Source organism: Paraburkholderia phytofirmans OLGA172 (assembly GCF_001634365.1).
Classification (GTDB): domain Bacteria; phylum Pseudomonadota; class Gammaproteobacteria; order Burkholderiales; family Burkholderiaceae; genus Paraburkholderia.
Window position 1 is genome coordinate 890,298 of the sequence record NZ_CP014578.1, and the last position, 17,201, is coordinate 907,498.

A 17,201-nucleotide genomic window follows, 5' to 3' on the forward strand; every position below is an offset into this window, starting at 1 on the left:
TGATCCACGCATGACCACGCACGTCTCCGCCCAAGCACCCGCGCAGCCGCCCGGCGCTCATCCGCCTGGAGGGCCGCCCGGACAGCAGCCCCCGCCCGACGCGCCGCCGGCGCGCTGTCGCGGCCGGTTGTTGCTGAAAACGCTTGCGTGGATGGTCGCCGTGCAGGTTCTGCTGGTCGCCGCGGCAATCGGCCTGCTGTACGGTGCGCTGACGACCGAGCGCGGAACGGCTTACGCGTGGCAGGCGGCCGTCAAGCTGCTGGGTGGCAGGCTGACTGGCACGCTCGGGAGCGGTGCTATCGCCAACGGCGTCCAACTCCGGCAGGTGCGCTGGCGCAGTCTCGACGGCAGCGGCACGGATATCCAGATCGACCGCGTGGCCGGCCGCTGGGGACTGACGCGCAAGCCTTGGCGCTTCTCGATCGACTATCTGCATATCGGGACGATCGACGCCCGTGTCGGTTCGTCGTCGAGCAGCAGCGGACCGCTGAAATTGCCGCAAGATTTGCGCTTGCCGATGCAACTCGAAGTGCGCGACGTGCAGGTCGACAAACTGCTGTTGCGCCAGGGTGGGTCGACGACCGAGCTTTCCCACTTCATGTTCCATGGCCGCAGCGACGGCCGGCATCACGAGGCCGCGATCGAGCGGCTGGACACGCCGTTCGGCGCGGTGACGGCGGCGGCGAAGCTCGACGGGGTGCGGCCGTTTCCGTTGACCGGCGATCTTGGCTATTCCGGCAAGGTCAACAACGAGGCGGTGCAGGTGGGCGGCCATCTGAGCGGCTCGCTGGAGAATTTCATCGCCGAACTCGACGCCAGCGGCATGAAGCTCGCCGGCCATGCCCAGGTCGAGGCGACGCCGTTCGGCGACGTGCCGTTGCAACGCGCCACGCTGACTTTCGACCACGTCAATCCGCAGGCGTTTGCGCCCGGCGCGCCGCTGGCGGATCTGGCGGTGCGCGCTGAACTGCAGCCGGTGGGGCAGGACGCGGCGGGGGCGGTGGTGTTGGGTAGCGCAAGCGCGGCGAGCGGCGCAAGCGGTGCTGGCGCGGCAAGTTCGGCGAGTGCCACCAGCGCTTCCCGCGCCGCAGGTTTCGCCGTCGCCGGCCATGTCTCGATCGTCAACGCCAAACCGGGGGCGATCGACCAGAACCTGCTGCCTTTGATCGACGCGCAAACCGACGTGCGCCTCGACGCCCAGGCGCAGCGCATCTCGAACCTGAAGGTGCGGCTCGTGAAGAGCGCCACGCTCACCGGCGGCGGCGCGCTGACCGGCAAGCACGGTCAGTTCGATCTGCAAGTCGCCGGGCTCGACCTGAACGCCCTCGAAGCGGCCGTGCGGCCCACCCAGCTTTCCGGTCCGATCGGCATCCGTCTGAACGACGACGTGCAAAGTCTGACCCTGGATCTCGCCGACCCGAAAGCAGGATTGCGCGCGCAAGGCAAAGTGACCTTCGACCCCGCGCGCATGAGCTTCAACGACGTGCGTGTCACGTCGGGTAAAGGCCGCATCGATCTGTCTGGCGCACTCAAGCACGACGCGAATTCCACCTACAACCTGAAAGCGCAACTGACCGATTTCGATCCGTTGACGCTGACTTCGCAGATGCCGTCGCGCACGCCGGTCACCGGCCCGGCGCCCGCGTCGGCCAATGCCAAAGGTCAGGCGCTCGCGCAAGGCGCAGCGCAAGCGGGCAGCACGGCCGGTGCGAAAAGCGCGGCCCCTGGCGACAAAGCCGCCGCCGCGGTAAAGAACACCGCCAAAGCCGCAGTGCGAGCCGAAGTGGTTCAACGCAAAGCGCCGCCGCCCAAGCGCGGTGCGCCGCCGGCCCGCAAGATCGAGGCACGCGTGAATGGCACGCTCACCGCGGCCGGCATGCTCGGCCCGGTTTTCACCACCAAGGCCGAATTCAAACTCGGTCCGAGCGTCTACGACGGCCTGCCGTTGACGGGCGGCGGTGTGGTCCAGCTGGCCGGCTCGCGGATTCTGCCGAGCCGGGCGAATCTCTCGGTGGCAGGCAATCAGGTGGACTTGCAAGGCAGCTTCGGCGCGCGCGGCGACCGGCTGCGTTTCCGTGTCGATGCGCCGGAACTCGAGCGCCTCGGTTTCGGCCTCGCCGGCCTCGTCGCGGCGGATGGCGACGTTACTGGCTCGTTTGCGCATCCGAATGTCGTGCTGAACTACAAGGCAGACAGCGTGGTGTTCAGCAATACCCGCATCGGCCATGCAGAAGGTCACGCCGAACTGCGTGACGGCGCGAACGGCGCGCTCGTTTTCACGACCGACGCGCGCAATCTCAGCGCCGGCGGCGTCGATCTGACCACGCTCACGGCACGCCTGTCCGGCACGCGCGCAAACCATTCACTGGAGGCGGCCGCCACCGGCAAGTTGCAGGACCGTCCGCTCGACCTGACGCTTGCGGCCAACGGCAAGCTGACCGAAGCACGCGACGGCACGCGCTGGGACGGCACGGTGACCCGCCTGCAGAACCGGGGCACGCCGGCGCTGAATCTCGAGTCGCCGCTCGCCGTCAGCGCCGGACCGAACCGCCTGACGCTCGGCGCAACGCGTTTCACGCTCGAAGCTGCGGTGCTGAGCCTGAAATCGTTCGCCTTCGACCACGGCAAGATCCAGTCCGCAGGCACCTTGACCGACATTTCGCTGGCGCGCCTGCAGGATCTGCGTCGCGAGATCACCGGCACGCCACCGGCCGTCAAAACCGATCTGGTGTTCGACGGCGACTGGGATTTCGCGCTCGGCAGCACCGCGAGCGGCCACATCCAGCTGAAGCGTCGCGGTGGCGACGTTACGGTCGAAATCGGCCGTGGTTTGACCTCGCTGGGTATCACGGATATGACCGCGCGCGCCGAGTTCAGCGGCGGCAACCGGCTGAATGCGACCATCCACGCGCAGGCCAGCCGGATCGGCGTGATCGACGCCGACGCGCATACCACGCTCGTGATGCGTGACGGCTTCCTGAGCGTCAACGAAGAGGGGGCGCTCACCGGCAATGTGAATGCGAACGTGCCATCGCTAAAAACGACCGGCGGACTGTTCGGCCCGAGCTATTTGCTCGACGGCCACCTCGCGCTAAAACTCGCACTCGGCGGCACGGTCGCCAAGCCGAACCTGACGGGGTCGCTGATCGGCGACGGTTTGTCGGCGACGATGGTCGACCAGGGTGTGCAGTTGAAGGACGGCGTGGTGCGCATCGCGCTCTCGCAAAATCTGGTGGATTTCCAGCAGGTCGAGTTTCACGGCGCGAGCGGCACGCTGCGCGCAACCGGCCGTGTGCGTCTGGATGGTGCCCAGCCGGATCTGTCCGCTAGCATCGTCGCGGATAAGCTGGAGTTGTTCGCGGCGCCGGACCGCAATCTGTCGCTGTCGGGTAGCGCGAGCGTGGCAAACGGCGGGGCAGAGGGCGGCATGGCGATCAACGGCAAATTCGTGGTCGATCACGCGCTGTTCGATATGCCGGAGCAGTCCGCGCCGAAGCTCGGCGACGACGTCGTGGTGGTGCGTCCGGACGGTACGGTGGCGGGCGAGCGGCCACCGCCGCAGGTGGCGGGCACGAACAAGCCGATCGGTCCGTTTGCGCCACGCGCCAATATCGACATCAGTCTCGGCAATAGCTTCCGTTTCCGCGGCATGGGCGCGGACCTTGGCCTGAGCGGCACGATCACCGCGATGAGCGCACCGAACCTGCCGTTGCGCGCGGTCGGCAATGTCCGCGTGACAAAGGGCTCGACCTATACCGCGTTCGGCCGCAAGCTCAACATCGAGAATGGCTTCTTCACGTTCAACGGTCCGGTTGCCAATCCGGGCATCAACATCCTGGCAATGCGCCGCAATCAGCAGGTCGAGGCGGGCGTGCAGGTCACGGGCACGGTTCAGTTCCCGGTGGCGAAGCTGATCTCTGAGCCGTCCGTGCCGGATAACGAAAAGCTCTCATGGCTGCTGTTTGGACACGGCACGGATCAGGGCAATAACCTCGGTCAGCAAAGCACCATGACGACGGCGCTCGCGTTGCTCGGCAGCGCGAGCGGCAAACGGATCGCACAGACCATCGGGCTCGACGAGTTTTCGATCGGCCGAAGCGAAGTCGGCCTGACCGATCCGCAGGTGGTGATGGTGTCGAAGGCGATCAACGAGTGGCTCGTGATCGGCTACGAACAGGGTCTGCAGTCGGCCAGCAATGCGATCAAGGCGACGGTGAACCTCACGCGCTATTGGTCGGTCGCGGCATATGGCGGCACGTTCGACGGCATGACACTGCTTTATACACGGCGCTTCGACCGGATCCGGTGGTGACACCTAGTGTGCCGCGCCCGGTAATGCACAGGCGCGGCGCTCTCAGACGTCGATCATCCGCGGTCACTGCGCGGCATACGCGGTCTTGCTCAGTTCTTCAAACTTCTTCCTGCGGTCCTGCTCGCTCTGCAGGCGAGACCATGTCCGATCGGATATCGAGTAATCGGACTTGATCCCGGATGCGTCGTTTTGCGACGCGGCATCGGTTTGAACGGTCTTGATAGTGTTGCCTTGCAGATTGCGTACCTCCAGGGTGTGCTCGCCGGTCGCGGTGAGATAGAAGCCGTCTTTGAACAGCAGCGCCGCGTTGTTGCGATTGAGCCAGTTGGCTCGCTCCTGCTGTTGGTCCTGAGTGGCGTTGCGTATGAACGAGCCGGTGTCTTCATAGGTCGACGGGCCGCCGGGCAAGGACGTCACGAAGTGGGTCGCTCCAGTGGGCAAAGCCAAATCTGGGTCCTTGTCGAATTCATACTGCGTTCGGGCGCTGCCGGCGCTGTTGTCGTGATACGAGTAGATGCTCTTCGGCGGCGCATAGGACTTATTGCTGCTGCCGGTCAGCTTCCACTGCGAATAGCTGCTGTCATAGTCATGGTCACTCACATACGCATAGCCTGCATTGGAATAGGTGAGCACCTTGTGGTCTTCTTCGTGAACCAGACGGTTATCCTGGTAGCGGAACACGCCATTCCTGTTTTGCGGATCCTTGGGCGCGTAGTCGAGATTCAGAAAGCCGTCGCTGCCCACCCGCAAGACTTCGTCTTCGCCGAGTACCTTGGTGTGAAACCGGCCGTCGTCGCCCATGCGGAATGTGTGATAACCGCCCACGTCGGCTGCTCTGTTTGTGACTGTGACGTCGGTGTTGCCGGGGCCGTTGGGCGAGAAGAGCTGCCCTGCCGGTGTGTGGACGTTGGCCTGTAGCGTGCCGTAGGCGCCGTTGTGAGCGATGAGTTCCACCGGCCCGCGATAATCCTGGCCCTTGGCCTGCTGGTCGTTCAGGTAGCCAATTTTTTCCAACGCGTGGTTGTAGAAGGTCGCTTGAGTCAGGTTTGGCTCCTGCGTCGGCACATAAGTGGTGGTGTCGTTGTGTGTCTGCGTCGTGGCGAACGGTCGATGCGCGCTGTCGCTCCATGCCGGGTTGTCGGCGGCGAAGCGCGACAGTTGCGGCTGGGCGCCGGCGGTACGGGTCTGGTCGTAGACGTCCCAGCGATAGTCGGGATTGGCCGTGAACTTCCCGAGCTTGCCGTTTTCCATTTTCTGCCAGCCGCGAATCTGCGTGTAGTCGATGCGGCCCATTGCGGCGACTTCGCCGGTATCGGGGTTGCGGGCATTCGCGCTGAGCGAGGCATTGACGTCGACCATGTTGGGCGTGGGCGCGACCGCATAGACATAGCCGTTCTTCGCGTCGACGAGTGCCGGATTCTGCTGTGCTGTTTCGAGCTTACGGAAGGTGCCGAGATAGCCGGCACCGTCGATCACGGAGGGGTTGGTCGCGACGTCGAAATTGTGCAGGTCGAGGTTGACCTTGCCGAGCGGAGTCTGTTCGGCGCTGAAGCGACCGAGCTTCTTCAGCTCTGCCGGCGTGACGATGGAAGGGCGGTATAGCGCCATTGGCTGGCGCTCGCCTTCGGTGTCGGCACTGCGTTTGAGGTCGTCGCGCGGTCGCGGCTGATAGCCCGATGGTCCCGGCTGGTCGAAGTCGGGCGGTGGCGGCAAGTCCGCCCGCGGTGGTGTGAGGGATGGCATTGCCATAGGCGGCGCGGCGCCGCCGGACGACTGCGGGCGCAGCGTTGGAAGGGCCGGCATTCCGTAGCTGCCGCCGATGTCGCCGAGGCGTTCTTCTGCCATGGGGTGCTGCAGCACATTTTGCATCGCGTAGTAGGACGTGTATGCATGAACGGGATTCGGGGTGTCCGGTTCGTTTAACGGAGTGTTGGATATAGCGTAGGCTAACTGATTGAAATTCTCGTAGAGGAAGGCGCCGTCGTAGGGGCTGTAGAGCGCATACCTGTCGTTGCGGTAATCGCCGGTTGTGTGTAATCGCTGCACGGCAAACACCACGGACGGAGACCAGTTGTCACGCCCTGGAATGTTATCGTTGACGGGCGCGTAGCCTATCAGCGCAAACGTCTCGGGATGTCCCATTGCTTCGCCATGAGGGTTGTAGGGCGTGGAAAAATGGCGAGCCAGGTCATCCACCACAGCGGTCTCGTTTTCCAGTCCCGCGGCGCCTGGATGCCTGATGTAGTGCGCGAGCTCTCTCGCGTCGCCGTTCCACTCGCCGTCGTGGTGATAGCCCTCGATGCTGGTGAGCACATGTTCCCTGTCCGTGCCCCCGTTCGCGTACATGTCGTAGATTTCGGCAGCCGCTTCGAGCAGGTTGCTACCGTGCGGCACCGAATTAATGGCGGCTGTTGCCATGGTCGCCATCGTCGTGCCGAAGTCCCGCGGTACGTTTGGCCCTGCCGCCGGAGCCAAGCGGTCTGCGGTGACTTGTGCTCTGCTATCGTAGGAGGGGCGATGCATGCTATCGAAGGTGGCATAGTCTTCCCGTACTTCCGGTGAGTTGTTGGGCGCGGCGCTTGGCCTCAGATTGATGATCGCCCCCCGATACGGGACCTGCGTAGCTTCTGGTGGAAGACCGGCCACGCCCGTAGGAGGGAGCCGCCCTCCGCGTCGTGTCCTGACCCGCTGCGGCGGTTGATCGTTTGCGGAATCTGGCGACGCGATCTGCCTGCTTTCCGGTGACAGATGTGAACGTGCAGTTTCATTGGCCAGGGGGGCAAGGAGATGCTGCACGTGATTTGCGAGCGCCGAAGTCCGGATGCGTGGGGAGGGCGGCGCTTGCGTGGCTGCGCTAGGCGTATTTTGCTTCGCAGTTTGTGCGATGTCCGAAGAGGACGAAGGTGAATTCTCCTCGGTGAGTGGGAGCGGTGCGCTTGCGCTATATCCTTGAACTCGCATGATATGGTCCTCGGGTTGTGGGCAACGTCCGGGGCAGTGATGGGACACTGGACCGGTTCAAACCAGTTTTGCATATTGCAAAGAGGGTGATGACATACCTGCGTATAGCGCGCATCGCTGCAACGACTGCCACTGCGCTGTAAGTGGCAGGCGGCGCGCATCAAAGAAAAAAGCACGTCCGAAGACGTGCTTTTTTACGAAAGCCGCGAACCTGCGGCTGGCTTACTTCACGCGCATGCCCGGCTTCGCGCCGCTATCCGGCTCGAGCACGTACAGACCCGGTTCGGCTTTCTCGTCAGTTGCGGAGGCCGCCAGCACCATCCCTTCGGACATGCCGAACTTCATCTTGCGCGGGGCGAGGTTCGCGACCATCACCGTCAGCTTGCCGACCAGTTGCTCCGGCTGGTAGGCCGACTTGATGCCCGAGAACACGTTGCGCGTTTTCTCTTCGCCGACGTCGAGCGTGAGTTGCAGCAGCTTGTCCGAGCCTTCCACCGCCTTGCAGTCGACAATCTTCGCAATGCGCAGATCGATCCTGGCGAAGTCGTCGATCGAGATGACGCCGGGCGCTTCATCTTTATCGGCAGCGGCCGCTTTCGCTGCTTTCGACTTGGCCTTCGCATCCGCTGGCGCCGCAGCTTCCGGCGTGGCTTGCAGCGAGTCGCGATTCGCTGCGATGAGCGCCTCGATCTGCTTCGGGTCGACGCGCGTCATCAGATGCTTGTACGCGTTGATCGGGCGCGTGGAGGAGAGCGGCACGTTCGCGTCGGCCCACACCAACGGCTCGATGCCGAGGAAGGCTTCCACCGCTTCCGCCAGCTTCGGCAACACCGGCTTGAGCGCCAGCGACAGCAGACGGAACGCCTCGATACTCACGCTGCAGGTTTCGTGCAATGCGACCTCGTTGGCCGGGTCTTTCGCCTGATCCCACGGCTTGGCGGTGTCGACGTACGCATTGACCGCGTCGGCCAGTTCCATGGTCTGGCGCAGCGCGCGGTTGTACTCGCGCGCCTCATAGTTCGCGGCGATTTGCGGCACGGCGGCGCGCAGCGTGGCGAGCAACGGGTGCTGCATGGCGCTGTCCTGCACGCGGCCGTCGAAACGCTTGATCAGGAAGCCGGCGGCGCGGCTCGCGATGTTCACGTACTTGCCGACCAGATCGCTGTTCACGCGCGCCTGGAAGTCGTCGAGGTTCAGGTCGAGGTCTTCCATCGTGCTGTTCAGCTTGGCGGCGAAGTAGTAGCGCAGCCATTCCGGATTCAGGCCCGTGTCGATCACGCTTTGCGCGGTGATGAACGTGCCGCGCGACTTTGACATCTTTGCGCCGTCCACCGTCAGGAAGCCGTGCGCGAACACGTTGGTCGGTGTGCGGTGGCCCGAGAATTCGAGCATGGCCGGCCAGAACAGCGTGTGGAAATACAGAATGTCTTTGCCGATGAAGTGGTACTGCTCGGCGGTCGAGCCCTTGCGAACCCACGCGTCGAAGTCGAGGCCGCGCTTAACGGCCAGGTTCTTGAAGCTCGCGTAATAGCCGACCGGGGCGTCCAGCCACACGTAGAAATATTTGCCCGGCGCGCCCGGAATTTCGAAGCCGAAATACGGCGCGTCGCGCGAAATATCCCAGTCGGCGAGCTTGGCTTCGCCAGCGTCGCCGAGCCATTCGCGCATCTTGTTGGTGGCTTCCGGCTGCGCGAGGCCGCTGACCCACGCGCGCAGGAAATTCTCGCAGCGCGGATCGGACAGGCGGAAGAAGTAGTGCGTCGAGGTCTTGCGAATCGGCGTCGCGCCCGAGACAACCGAATACGGATTGACCAGTTCGGTCGGCAGGTAAGTCGAACCGCATACCTCGCAGCTGTCGCCGTATTGATCCTTCGCGCCGCACTTCGGGCATTCGCCCTTGATGAAGCGGTCCGGCAGGAACATTTCCTTGACGGGGTCGTAGGCCTGTTCGATGTCGCGCGCTTCGATCAGGCCGGCTTCCTTGAGCGCCAGGTAGACCGATTCGCTCAGGACGCGGTTTTCCTCGGAATCGGTCGAGTAGTAATTGTCGAACGAAATCCCAAAGCTGTCGAAATCGCGCTTGTGCTCCTGCCAGACGCGGTCGATCAGCTGCTTCGGCGTCAGACCTTCCTTTTCCGCACGCAGCATGACCGGCGTGCCGTGCGTGTCGTCGGCGCCCACGTAGTAGACCTCATGCCCGTGCATTCGCAACGTCCGGACCCAGATGTCCGTCTGGATATATTCGACCAGATGGCCGATATGGATTTGCCCATTCGCATACGGAAGGGCCGACGTGACGAGAACCTGGCGACGGCCTGACGGCGCGCCTGCGGAGAGATCGGTTGCGGGTGCTGACATAAGGATGGTGGGAGCCTGCGGTGGGACGAAACGTTGATTCTAGCAGGGCACGCGCCCGGCGCGCGCTGGGCCACTTAGGCCGCTTGGGACGCGGCTGGGTCGGTGCCTGGGCTTGACGGTGTGTCCCCCAAGGGGACTTCCTGCGAGGCGAAAAGCGAGCGCCCAAAAAAAACCGGGGCTATTAACCCCGGAGCAACAACGACAAGAGGAGAATGGTGACGCGGCGGCTTCGCCAGCCACGTACCGTAAAGACAGACCGCTGATTTTCGGCAGAGTTCGAAAATTTCTTCGTTCTCGTGCAAGATTTTCTTTCGTCTGCTTTTTACGGTTTGCCTGACGCCTGACGCCTGACGCCGGCGGTAAAAGGCGGCACGAGATGGCAAAGGCCGGCGGCAAGAGCCGCCAGGCACCTGGCGGCTTTGTCCTCTTTCAGGCTCTGCCCTTATTGCGTGGCGTGTTGAGCCGTGGCGCGCAGATAGATTTCCACGCGACGGTTTGCTGCACGGCCGGCTTCGGTGTTGTTGTCAGCGACCGGCTGGTTCTGGCCCATGCCGCTTGCCGACAGGCGTTGCGGCGCGACGCCGCGTTGCCCCAGATAGCCGGTCACGCTTTCCGCGCGATTGACAGACAGCGTCTGGTTGTAAGCCGGCTGACCCGTGCTATCCGTGTAGCCGATCACCTGAGCGATCAGTTCCGGATTCTGCTGCATGGTCTGCGTCAGCTGATCCAGCACCGGCGCGAACGACGGCTTGATCGCGTAGCTGTTGGTGTCGAACGTGACCGAGCTCGGGATGTTCAGCTTGAGCGAGCCGTCCGGCTGCTCGGTGATCTGCGTGCCGGTGCCCTTGGTAGCGCCCGACAGCTTGTTGTGAATGGCTTGCCAGTTGTAGCCGGTGATGCCGCCGACCGCCGCGCCGGCGCCCGCGCCGATCGCCGCGCCCTTGCCGCCGCCGAAGATCGCACCGATCGCCGCGCCGGTCGCGGCGCCCACGCCCGTGCCGACTGCCGTGTTGGTGCCCTGTTGGCTTGCACAGCCTGCCAGCAACGAACCGGCAACGGCGAAAACGGCAAGGCGAGTCATGATTTTTGCATTCATTTTTTGATTCCTCTTGAGTGAAGCGGGTGGAAGCGATCAATCTATCCGTTGAACGTGACGGCCGTAAAGCGCGCAAGTCGACAATACGAGAATCCTGTGTCTTCCCTGGTTCCGGTCCGACAGTGGAGAAGGGTCTTCCGGCAAGGCTTGGCGCCAGCCACTACAATGATGACTGAAGTACGCAGCGATGCGACCCCATGGCGTTCCGCCTGCCCGAAGGGTGCACGGCGCGCCTGGTTTTAGCAATGCTGTCTAACAATTTTTTTCAAATTCCGGCGCGTGGCCGAAGCTTCGATTCCGCCGCGCCGCAAGTGTTCCCCACGGAGTGTCAATGAGTATCGATCGGGCTTTGGTCGACGCTGCCCTCGCGGCCGTCACTGACCCCAACACGGGCAAGCCCTACGCGGCTGCCAGGAACATCAAGAACGTGGCCGTGGAGGGTGACGCGGTTAGCCTCGAGGTGGTACTCGGCTATCCGGCCAAGCGGCAGTTTGAAGCGATCCGCACGCAATTCGCCGAGGCACTGCGGGCCGTTCCCGGCGTGGCAAACGCACGCGTCGAGGTGTCCCAGAACATCGCTGCGCACACCGTGCAGCGCGGCGTCAAACTACTGCCGAACGTTAAAAACATTGTCGCGGTGGCGTCGGGCAAGGGCGGGGTCGGCAAGAGCACGACCGCTGTGAATCTCGCGCTGGCACTGGCGAGCGAAGGCGCGTCGGTCGGCATCCTCGATGCGGATATCTACGGCCCTTCGTTACCGATGATGCTTGGGATTGCCGGGCGCCCCGAATCCCCCGACGAAAAGTCGATGAACCCGATGACCGGCCACGGCTTGCAAGCCAACTCGATCGGCTTTCTGATCGAGCAGGACAACCCGATGGTGTGGCGCGGTCCGATGGCCACCTCAGCGCTCGAACAGCTGCTACGGCAGACCAACTGGCAGGATCTCGACTACCTGATCGTCGACATGCCGCCGGGCACCGGCGACATTCAGCTGACCTTGTCGCAGCGCGTGCCGGTGACGGGCGCCGTGATCGTCACGACGCCGCAGGACATCGCGCTGCTCGACGCGAAGAAGGGCCTCAAAATGTTCGAGAAGGTCGGCATTCCGATCCTCGGCATCGTCGAGAACATGGGCATGCATATCTGCTCGAATTGCGGCCACGAAGAGCATATCTTCGGCGCGGGCGGCGGCGAGCGGATGGGCAAGGAATACGGCGTCGACGTGCTCGGCAGCCTGCCGCTCGATATCGCCATCCGCGAGCAGGCCGACTCGGGCAAACCTACTGTCGTGGCGGATCCGGAAGGGCGCATCGCCGGGATCTACCGGTCGATCGCGCGCAAGGTGGCGATCCATATCGCCGAGCGGGCTCGCGACATGACTTCGAAGTTTCCCAGCATCGTTGTCCAGAACACCTGACTAACCGTTCGGACAAGGGCCAAAGCGGGGCCAAAGCGGGGCCAAAGCGGGGCCAAGGCGTCAATTTGCGCCTGGTCTCGCGGTATCATGTCGACTTCACAAGTTCGGCTCGGCGGCCGCAGGGGCGGCCGCCAGGCCGGCAAGAGGATCGCATGGGAAAACGAATCGACGGGCGGGCGGTGCATGCGTTCATCGTCCTGGCTGCCAGCAGTGTGCTGTTATGCGGCTGTAGCACGTTCCTGAGACCACAGGAAAAGCGTGCCGACGCGCAGTTGCTGCCCACCGTGGGCAATCAGGCACGCGGTCTCGTCACGTTCATCGAGCGTTCGGACGGCGTGCAGGTCACCTACAATCTCTCGGGCTTGCCGCCCAATAGCGACCACGCATTGCAAGTGCATGAGCGCGGCGACTGCAATGCCGCCGACGGCTCCAGCGCCGGCCAGGTGTTTTCGCCGGCCGCCGAGCGTCTCAAAGCAGGGGTCCGGGTCGAAGGCGATCTCGGCAACATCCACGCGGACGCGAATGGCGTGGCCACCGGCTTCATCGTTGCGCCGGACGTGTCGCTCGACGGTATCCGCTCGGTGTTGCAACGTGCAGTGCTGCTGCATCACGACGCGACCGACCCTTATGCGTATCCGCAGCATGGCGCAGGCCCCGCGCTCGCATGCGGCGTGATTCGCCAGTGAGAGCGGCGCAGGCCGCGGGTCTCATTCTCCGCAAGCGTTTAGCCGTTTGAATGAGCTTGCGGCACACCTTCGGGGGTGTCGCGGACTGCTCCGGCACTTCGCCCGCGGCAGCATTCTCGTGATCGCGTAAAATAAGCGCCTTTCGTTCGGGGCACCTGGCCGGGGGCACCTAACCGGGGGCGCGTAGCCGATGGTGCCCGGCCCGGGGCACGTAGCCCGTACACCGGGTTCTTATCCGTCACACATCTGTCACTCAAGTCGAGCAGCGTTCACCTATGACTATCAAATCCGACAAGTGGATCCGGCGCATGGCCGAGTCGCACAATATGATCGAGCCGTTTGCGCCGGATCAGGTCCGCGTCTCCGAAGACGGCCGGAAGATTGTCAGCTACGGTACATCGAGCTACGGCTACGACATCCGCTGCGCCGACGAATTCAAGATCTTCACTAACATCAACTCGACCATTGTCGATCCGAAGAACTTCGACGAGAAATCGTTTGTCGACTTCAAGGGCGATGTCTGCATCATCCCGCCGAATTCGTTCGCGCTGGCCCGCACCGTCGAGTATTTCCGTATTCCGCGCAGCGTCCTGACCGTGTGTCTGGGCAAATCCACGTATGCGCGTTGCGGGATCATCGTCAACGTGACGCCGTTCGAGCCGGAATGGGAAGGGCACGTTACGCTCGAATTCTCGAATACGACACCTTTGCCTGCGAAAATCTACGCGAACGAAGGCGTCGCTCAAGTGCTGTTTTTCGAAAGCGACGAGATTTGTGAAACGTCGTACGCGGATCGCGGCGGCAAATATCAAGGTCAGCACGGCGTCACGTTGCCCAAGACCTGACGTCGGCAGCGTACTGACCCACCAGCTATTCGGGTGACCGCTGCCTGGTCGAATGCAGCGGTCGTTCTTTTTGGAGAATCGCCCATGAAGTTTCGTTTTCCCGTCGTCATCATCGACGAAGATTTTCGCTCCGAGAACATCTCGGGTTCCGGCATCCGGGCTTTGGCCGAAGCTATCGAGAAAGAAGGCGCGGAAGTGCTCGGGCTGACGAGCTATGGCGATCTGACTTCGTTCGCGCAGCAGTCGAGCCGCGCCTCATGCTTCATCCTGTCGATCGACGACGATGAACTGCTGCCGTACGTCGAGAACGTGGTGGTGGACGGCGAGACGCCGGAACTGGCCGCCGCGATCGTCGCATTGCGCGCGTTCGTGACCGAAGTGCGCCGCCGCAACGCCGATATTCCGATCTTCCTGTACGGCGAAACGCGCACTTCGCGCCACCTGCCGAACGACATCCTGCGCGAACTGCACGGCTTCATCCACATGTTCGAGGACACGCCGGAATTCGTCGCGCGCCATATCATCCGCGAGACCAAGGTGTATCTGGATTCGCTCGCGCCGCCGTTCTTCAAGGAGCTGGTGCAGTACGCGGACGAAGGCTCCTATTCGTGGCATTGCCCGGGGCACTCGGGCGGCGTCGCGTTCCTGAAGAGCCCGCTTGGCCAGATGTTCCACCAGTTCTTCGGCGAGAACATGCTGCGCGCCGACGTGTGTAACGCCGTCGACGAACTCGGCCAGCTGCTCGACCACACGGGTCCGGTCGCAGCATCGGAGCGCAACGCCGCGCGCATTTTCAGTGCCGACCACGTGTTCTTCGTGACCAACGGCACGTCGACCTCGAACAAGATTGTCTGGCATGGCACGGTTGCGCCGGGCGACATCGTGCTGGTGGACCGCAACTGCCACAAGTCGATCCTGCACGCGATCACCATGACCGGCGCGATTCCGGTGTTTCTCACGCCGACGCGTAATAACTTCGGCATCATTGGCCCGATTCCGCGCAGCGAATTCGAGCCGGAGAACATCAAGAAGAAGATCCTGGCGAATCCGTTCGCGCGCGAAGCGTTGGCCAGGAATCCGGAACTGAAGCCACGCATCCTGACCATCACGCAGAGCACCTACGACGGCGTGATCTACAACGTCGAGATGATCAAGGAAATGCTCGGCGATTGGCTCGATACGCTGCACTTCGACGAAGCGTGGCTGCCGCACGCGGAATTCCACGAGTTCTATCAGGACATGCATGCGATCGGTGCGGGCCGTCCGCGCATCGGCGCGCTGGTGTTCGCGACGCACTCCACGCACAAGCTGCTGGCCGGTATTTCGCAGGCTTCGCAGATCGTCGTGCAGGATTCGAAGAATAGCCGCTTCGACAAGCATCGCTTCAATGAAGCGTATCTGATGCACACGTCCACCAGCCCGCAGTACGCGATCATCGCCTCGTGCGACGTGGCCGCGGCCATGATGGAAGCGCCGGGCGGCACGGCACTCGTTGAAGAGTCGATTGCCGAGGCGCTCGACTTCCGCCGCGCGATGAGCAAGGTCGACGCCGAGTACGGCGACGACTGGTTCTTCAAGGTGTGGGGCCCGGACCAGTTCGCCGAAGAAGGCATCGGCTCGCGCGAAGACTGGATGCTGCGCCCGAACGACGCGTGGCACGGTTTCGGCCCGCTCGCCGAAGGCTTCAACATGCTCGACCCGATCAAGGCGACCATCGTCACGCCGGGTCTGGATATGGACGGCGGCTTCGGCGAGTCCGGCATTCCGGCTGCGATCGTCACGAAGTACCTGGCCGAGCACGGCATCATCGTCGAGAAGACCGGGCTGTATTCGTTCTTCATCATGTTCACGATCGGCATCACCAAGGGCCGTTGGAACTCGATGGTGACTGAGTTGCAGCAGTTCAAGGACGACTACGACAACAACCAGCCGCTGTGGCGCGTGCTGCCCGAATTCGTCTCGCATCATCCGATGTACGAGCGTGTCGGTCTGCGCGATCTGTGCGAGCAGATCCACAGCGTGTATCGCGCGAACGACATTGCGCGCCTGACAACCGAGATGTACCTGTCGAGCATGGAGCCGGCAATGAAGCCGTCGGATGCATTCGCCAAGCTCGCGCACCGCGAGATCGACCGGGTACCGATCGACGAACTCGAAGGCCGCGTCACATCGATCCTGTTGACGCCGTATCCGCCGGGCATTCCGTTGCTGATTCCGGGCGAGCGCTTCAACAAGACCATCGTCAACTATCTACGTTTCGCGCGCGAGTTCAACGCGCGCTTCCCGGGTTTCCACACGGATATCCACGGGCTTGTCGGCGAAACCATCAACGGGCGCATCGAATACTTCGTCGATTGCGTGCGCGCCTGACGATGCGGATAGTGAAGTCCCTGCTGGGCGTTGACCGCTGGCGGCGCGCGTTTGGCGCGCTGGCCCTGACGTCGGCGATGTCGGCGGCGGTGCTAGGCGCGGTGCTTGCTGCGACGCTCGGCGTGACGCCCTCGGCGGCGCATGCCGAAGCCGCCGCCGCCGATCCGATCGACGCGTCGATGCGCACCTGTCTGGCGCGCAGCGACATGTCGTCGACGGCGGGGCAGGTGCAGTGCATGGACAACGCGCGGATCGGCTGGAAGGCCGCGTTAGACGGCGCGTGGCAGCAGCTTCAGACGAAGCTGCCGCCCGCGCAGCGCAAGCAGTGGGACAAGAGTCAGACCAGCTGGCAAGCCTCGCGCGATGCCGAGAAGCCCTTGCTGAGTGCGGTGTTCGCAACCACGCACGGCTCGATGTATGAACTCGCCGAAGCCGATATTCAATTGCAGCCGGTGCGTGACCGCGCGCTGGCGCTGCGCAGCGCGGCGGCGAAGCTCAGCGCGGGGGGCGATCCGCCGCGTCGTCCGCGAGCCTGTACCGAGGACGCGCAATGCGAACACGCGATGTTCGATCTGAACCGCTACTACCGCCGCTTGCAGGCGAAGATGCCGGTGCGCTCGCGCGCTACACTCACGCGCGCACAAAAGGCCTGGAGCGCGTATCTCATCGCGACCACGCCGTTGATCGATGAGCGTGGGCGCATCGATATCATTGGCGCACGAGTGGCCACGATCAAGCGCTTGTCGGAGACGGTGGGCAACGACTGAGGGCTGTCGCAACGCCGACAAACAATGAGTGTCGGCGCTTGACGGAGTGCCTGGCGCAGGGCCAGCCTGGTAGCCTCCCACTTTCCCCGATCATGCGGCTGCGCTTGCGCCGCGACGCTATCAATCGAGCATGTAACCTTCATCTTCCGGCTTGGGCAATTCCAGCGCCGGCTCTCCGAGCAGATCGCGCCTGCTTGCGCGTGGCGCTGCACCCATTCACCTAGCCAGAGCATCAGCGTCGCCGGTTTGTAGCGCGACGCCATGATGCGGTCGAATATTGGTTTTGGCAGGCGTGTGGCGAGGTCTTCGCTCGGGTCGCTCTTGCGGAGCTGGTGACGCAACGCATGTTGGGCCTTCGGCGATGGGGTCTATTGTCGCTGTTTGCC

Annotated in this window: 9 protein-coding genes; 6 read left to right on the top strand and 3 right to left on the bottom strand. The window is 63.3% G+C overall.

The annotated features are described in order from the left end of the window. Nucleotides 1-10: 10 nt before the first annotated feature. The gene (locus AYM40_RS03845; protein WP_063495066.1) at nt 11-4,312 is read left to right on the top strand and encodes a translocation/assembly module TamB domain-containing protein; all 4,302 of its coding nucleotides are present in this window, start codon (nt 11-13) and stop codon (nt 4,310-4,312) included. Nucleotides 4,313-4,375: 63 nt separating this feature from the next. Here the strand turns inward: AYM40_RS03845 and AYM40_RS03850 are convergent, their stop codons facing one another. The 3 genes from AYM40_RS03850 to AYM40_RS03860 form a co-directional block, all read right to left on the bottom strand. Further along, nucleotides 4,376-6,730, bottom strand: a complete 2,355-nt coding sequence (locus tag AYM40_RS03850; protein WP_158515237.1) for an enterotoxin A family protein — start codon at nt 6,728-6,730, stop codon at nt 4,376-4,378. A gap of 765 nt (nt 6,731-7,495) precedes the next feature. Next, a complete protein-coding gene (gene metG, locus AYM40_RS03855; protein WP_063495068.1) occupies nt 7,496-9,631 on the bottom strand; it encodes a methionine--tRNA ligase in 2,136 nt (711 codons plus the stop codon). A 442-nt stretch (nt 9,632-10,073) separates the two neighbouring features. Then, the gene (locus AYM40_RS03860; protein WP_063495069.1) at nt 10,074-10,727 is read right to left on the bottom strand and encodes an OmpA family protein; all 654 of its coding nucleotides are present in this window, start codon (nt 10,725-10,727) and stop codon (nt 10,074-10,076) included. 331 nt (nt 10,728-11,058) lie between these two features. Here AYM40_RS03860 and apbC point away from each other — a divergent pair, with 331 nt between their 5' ends. The 5 genes from apbC (at nt 11,059) to AYM40_RS03885 (ending at nt 16,815) form a co-directional block, all read left to right on the top strand. Further along, entirely contained in the window at nt 11,059-12,147 is a 1,089-nt protein-coding gene (gene apbC / locus AYM40_RS03865; RefSeq protein WP_063495070.1) for an iron-sulfur cluster carrier protein ApbC, read from the top strand. 152 nt (nt 12,148-12,299) lie between these two features. Continuing rightward, the gene (locus tag AYM40_RS03870) at nt 12,300-12,833 is read left to right on the top strand and encodes a superoxide dismutase family protein (RefSeq protein WP_063495071.1); all 534 of its coding nucleotides are present in this window, start codon (nt 12,300-12,302) and stop codon (nt 12,831-12,833) included. A gap of 275 nt (nt 12,834-13,108) precedes the next feature. Then, the gene (dcd, locus tag AYM40_RS03875) at nt 13,109-13,678 is read left to right on the top strand and encodes a dCTP deaminase (RefSeq protein WP_028200499.1); all 570 of its coding nucleotides are present in this window, start codon (nt 13,109-13,111) and stop codon (nt 13,676-13,678) included. Nucleotides 13,679-13,762: 84 nt separating this feature from the next. After that, nucleotides 13,763-16,048: an arginine/lysine/ornithine decarboxylase gene (locus AYM40_RS03880; protein ID WP_063495072.1), complete on the top strand. Its 2,286-nt coding sequence runs from the start codon at nt 13,763-13,765 to the stop codon at nt 16,046-16,048. 2 nt (nt 16,049-16,050) lie between these two features. Then, a complete protein-coding gene (locus tag AYM40_RS03885; protein WP_063497826.1) occupies nt 16,051-16,815 on the top strand; it encodes a lysozyme inhibitor LprI family protein in 765 nt (254 codons plus the stop codon). Nucleotides 16,816-17,201 lie beyond the last annotated feature (386 nt).

What these genes read in the sequence shown, in the direction of transcription:
- AYM40_RS03880 (WP_063495072.1), top strand. Translation starts at nt 13,763, where the DNA reads ATGAAGTTTCGTTTTCCCGTCGTCATCATCGACGAAGATTTTCGCTCC.
- AYM40_RS03860 (WP_063495069.1), bottom strand. Translation starts at nt 10,727, where the DNA reads ATGAATGCAAAAATCATGACTCGCCTTGCCGTTTTCGCCGTTGCCGGT.
- AYM40_RS03885 (WP_063497826.1), top strand. Translation starts at nt 16,051, where the DNA reads ATGCGGATAGTGAAGTCCCTGCTGGGCGTTGACCGCTGGCGGCGCGCG.
- dcd (WP_028200499.1), top strand. Translation starts at nt 13,109, where the DNA reads ATGACTATCAAATCCGACAAGTGGATCCGGCGCATGGCCGAGTCGCAC.
- AYM40_RS03870 (WP_063495071.1), top strand. Translation starts at nt 12,300, where the DNA reads ATGGGAAAACGAATCGACGGGCGGGCGGTGCATGCGTTCATCGTCCTG.
- AYM40_RS03845 (WP_063495066.1), top strand. Translation starts at nt 11, where the DNA reads ATGACCACGCACGTCTCCGCCCAAGCACCCGCGCAGCCGCCCGGCGCT.
- apbC (WP_063495070.1), top strand. Translation starts at nt 11,059, where the DNA reads ATGAGTATCGATCGGGCTTTGGTCGACGCTGCCCTCGCGGCCGTCACT.
- AYM40_RS03850 (WP_158515237.1), bottom strand. Translation starts at nt 6,730, where the DNA reads ATGGCAACAGCCGCCATTAATTCGGTGCCGCACGGTAGCAACCTGCTC.
- metG (WP_063495068.1), bottom strand. Translation starts at nt 9,631, where the DNA reads ATGTCAGCACCCGCAACCGATCTCTCCGCAGGCGCGCCGTCAGGCCGT.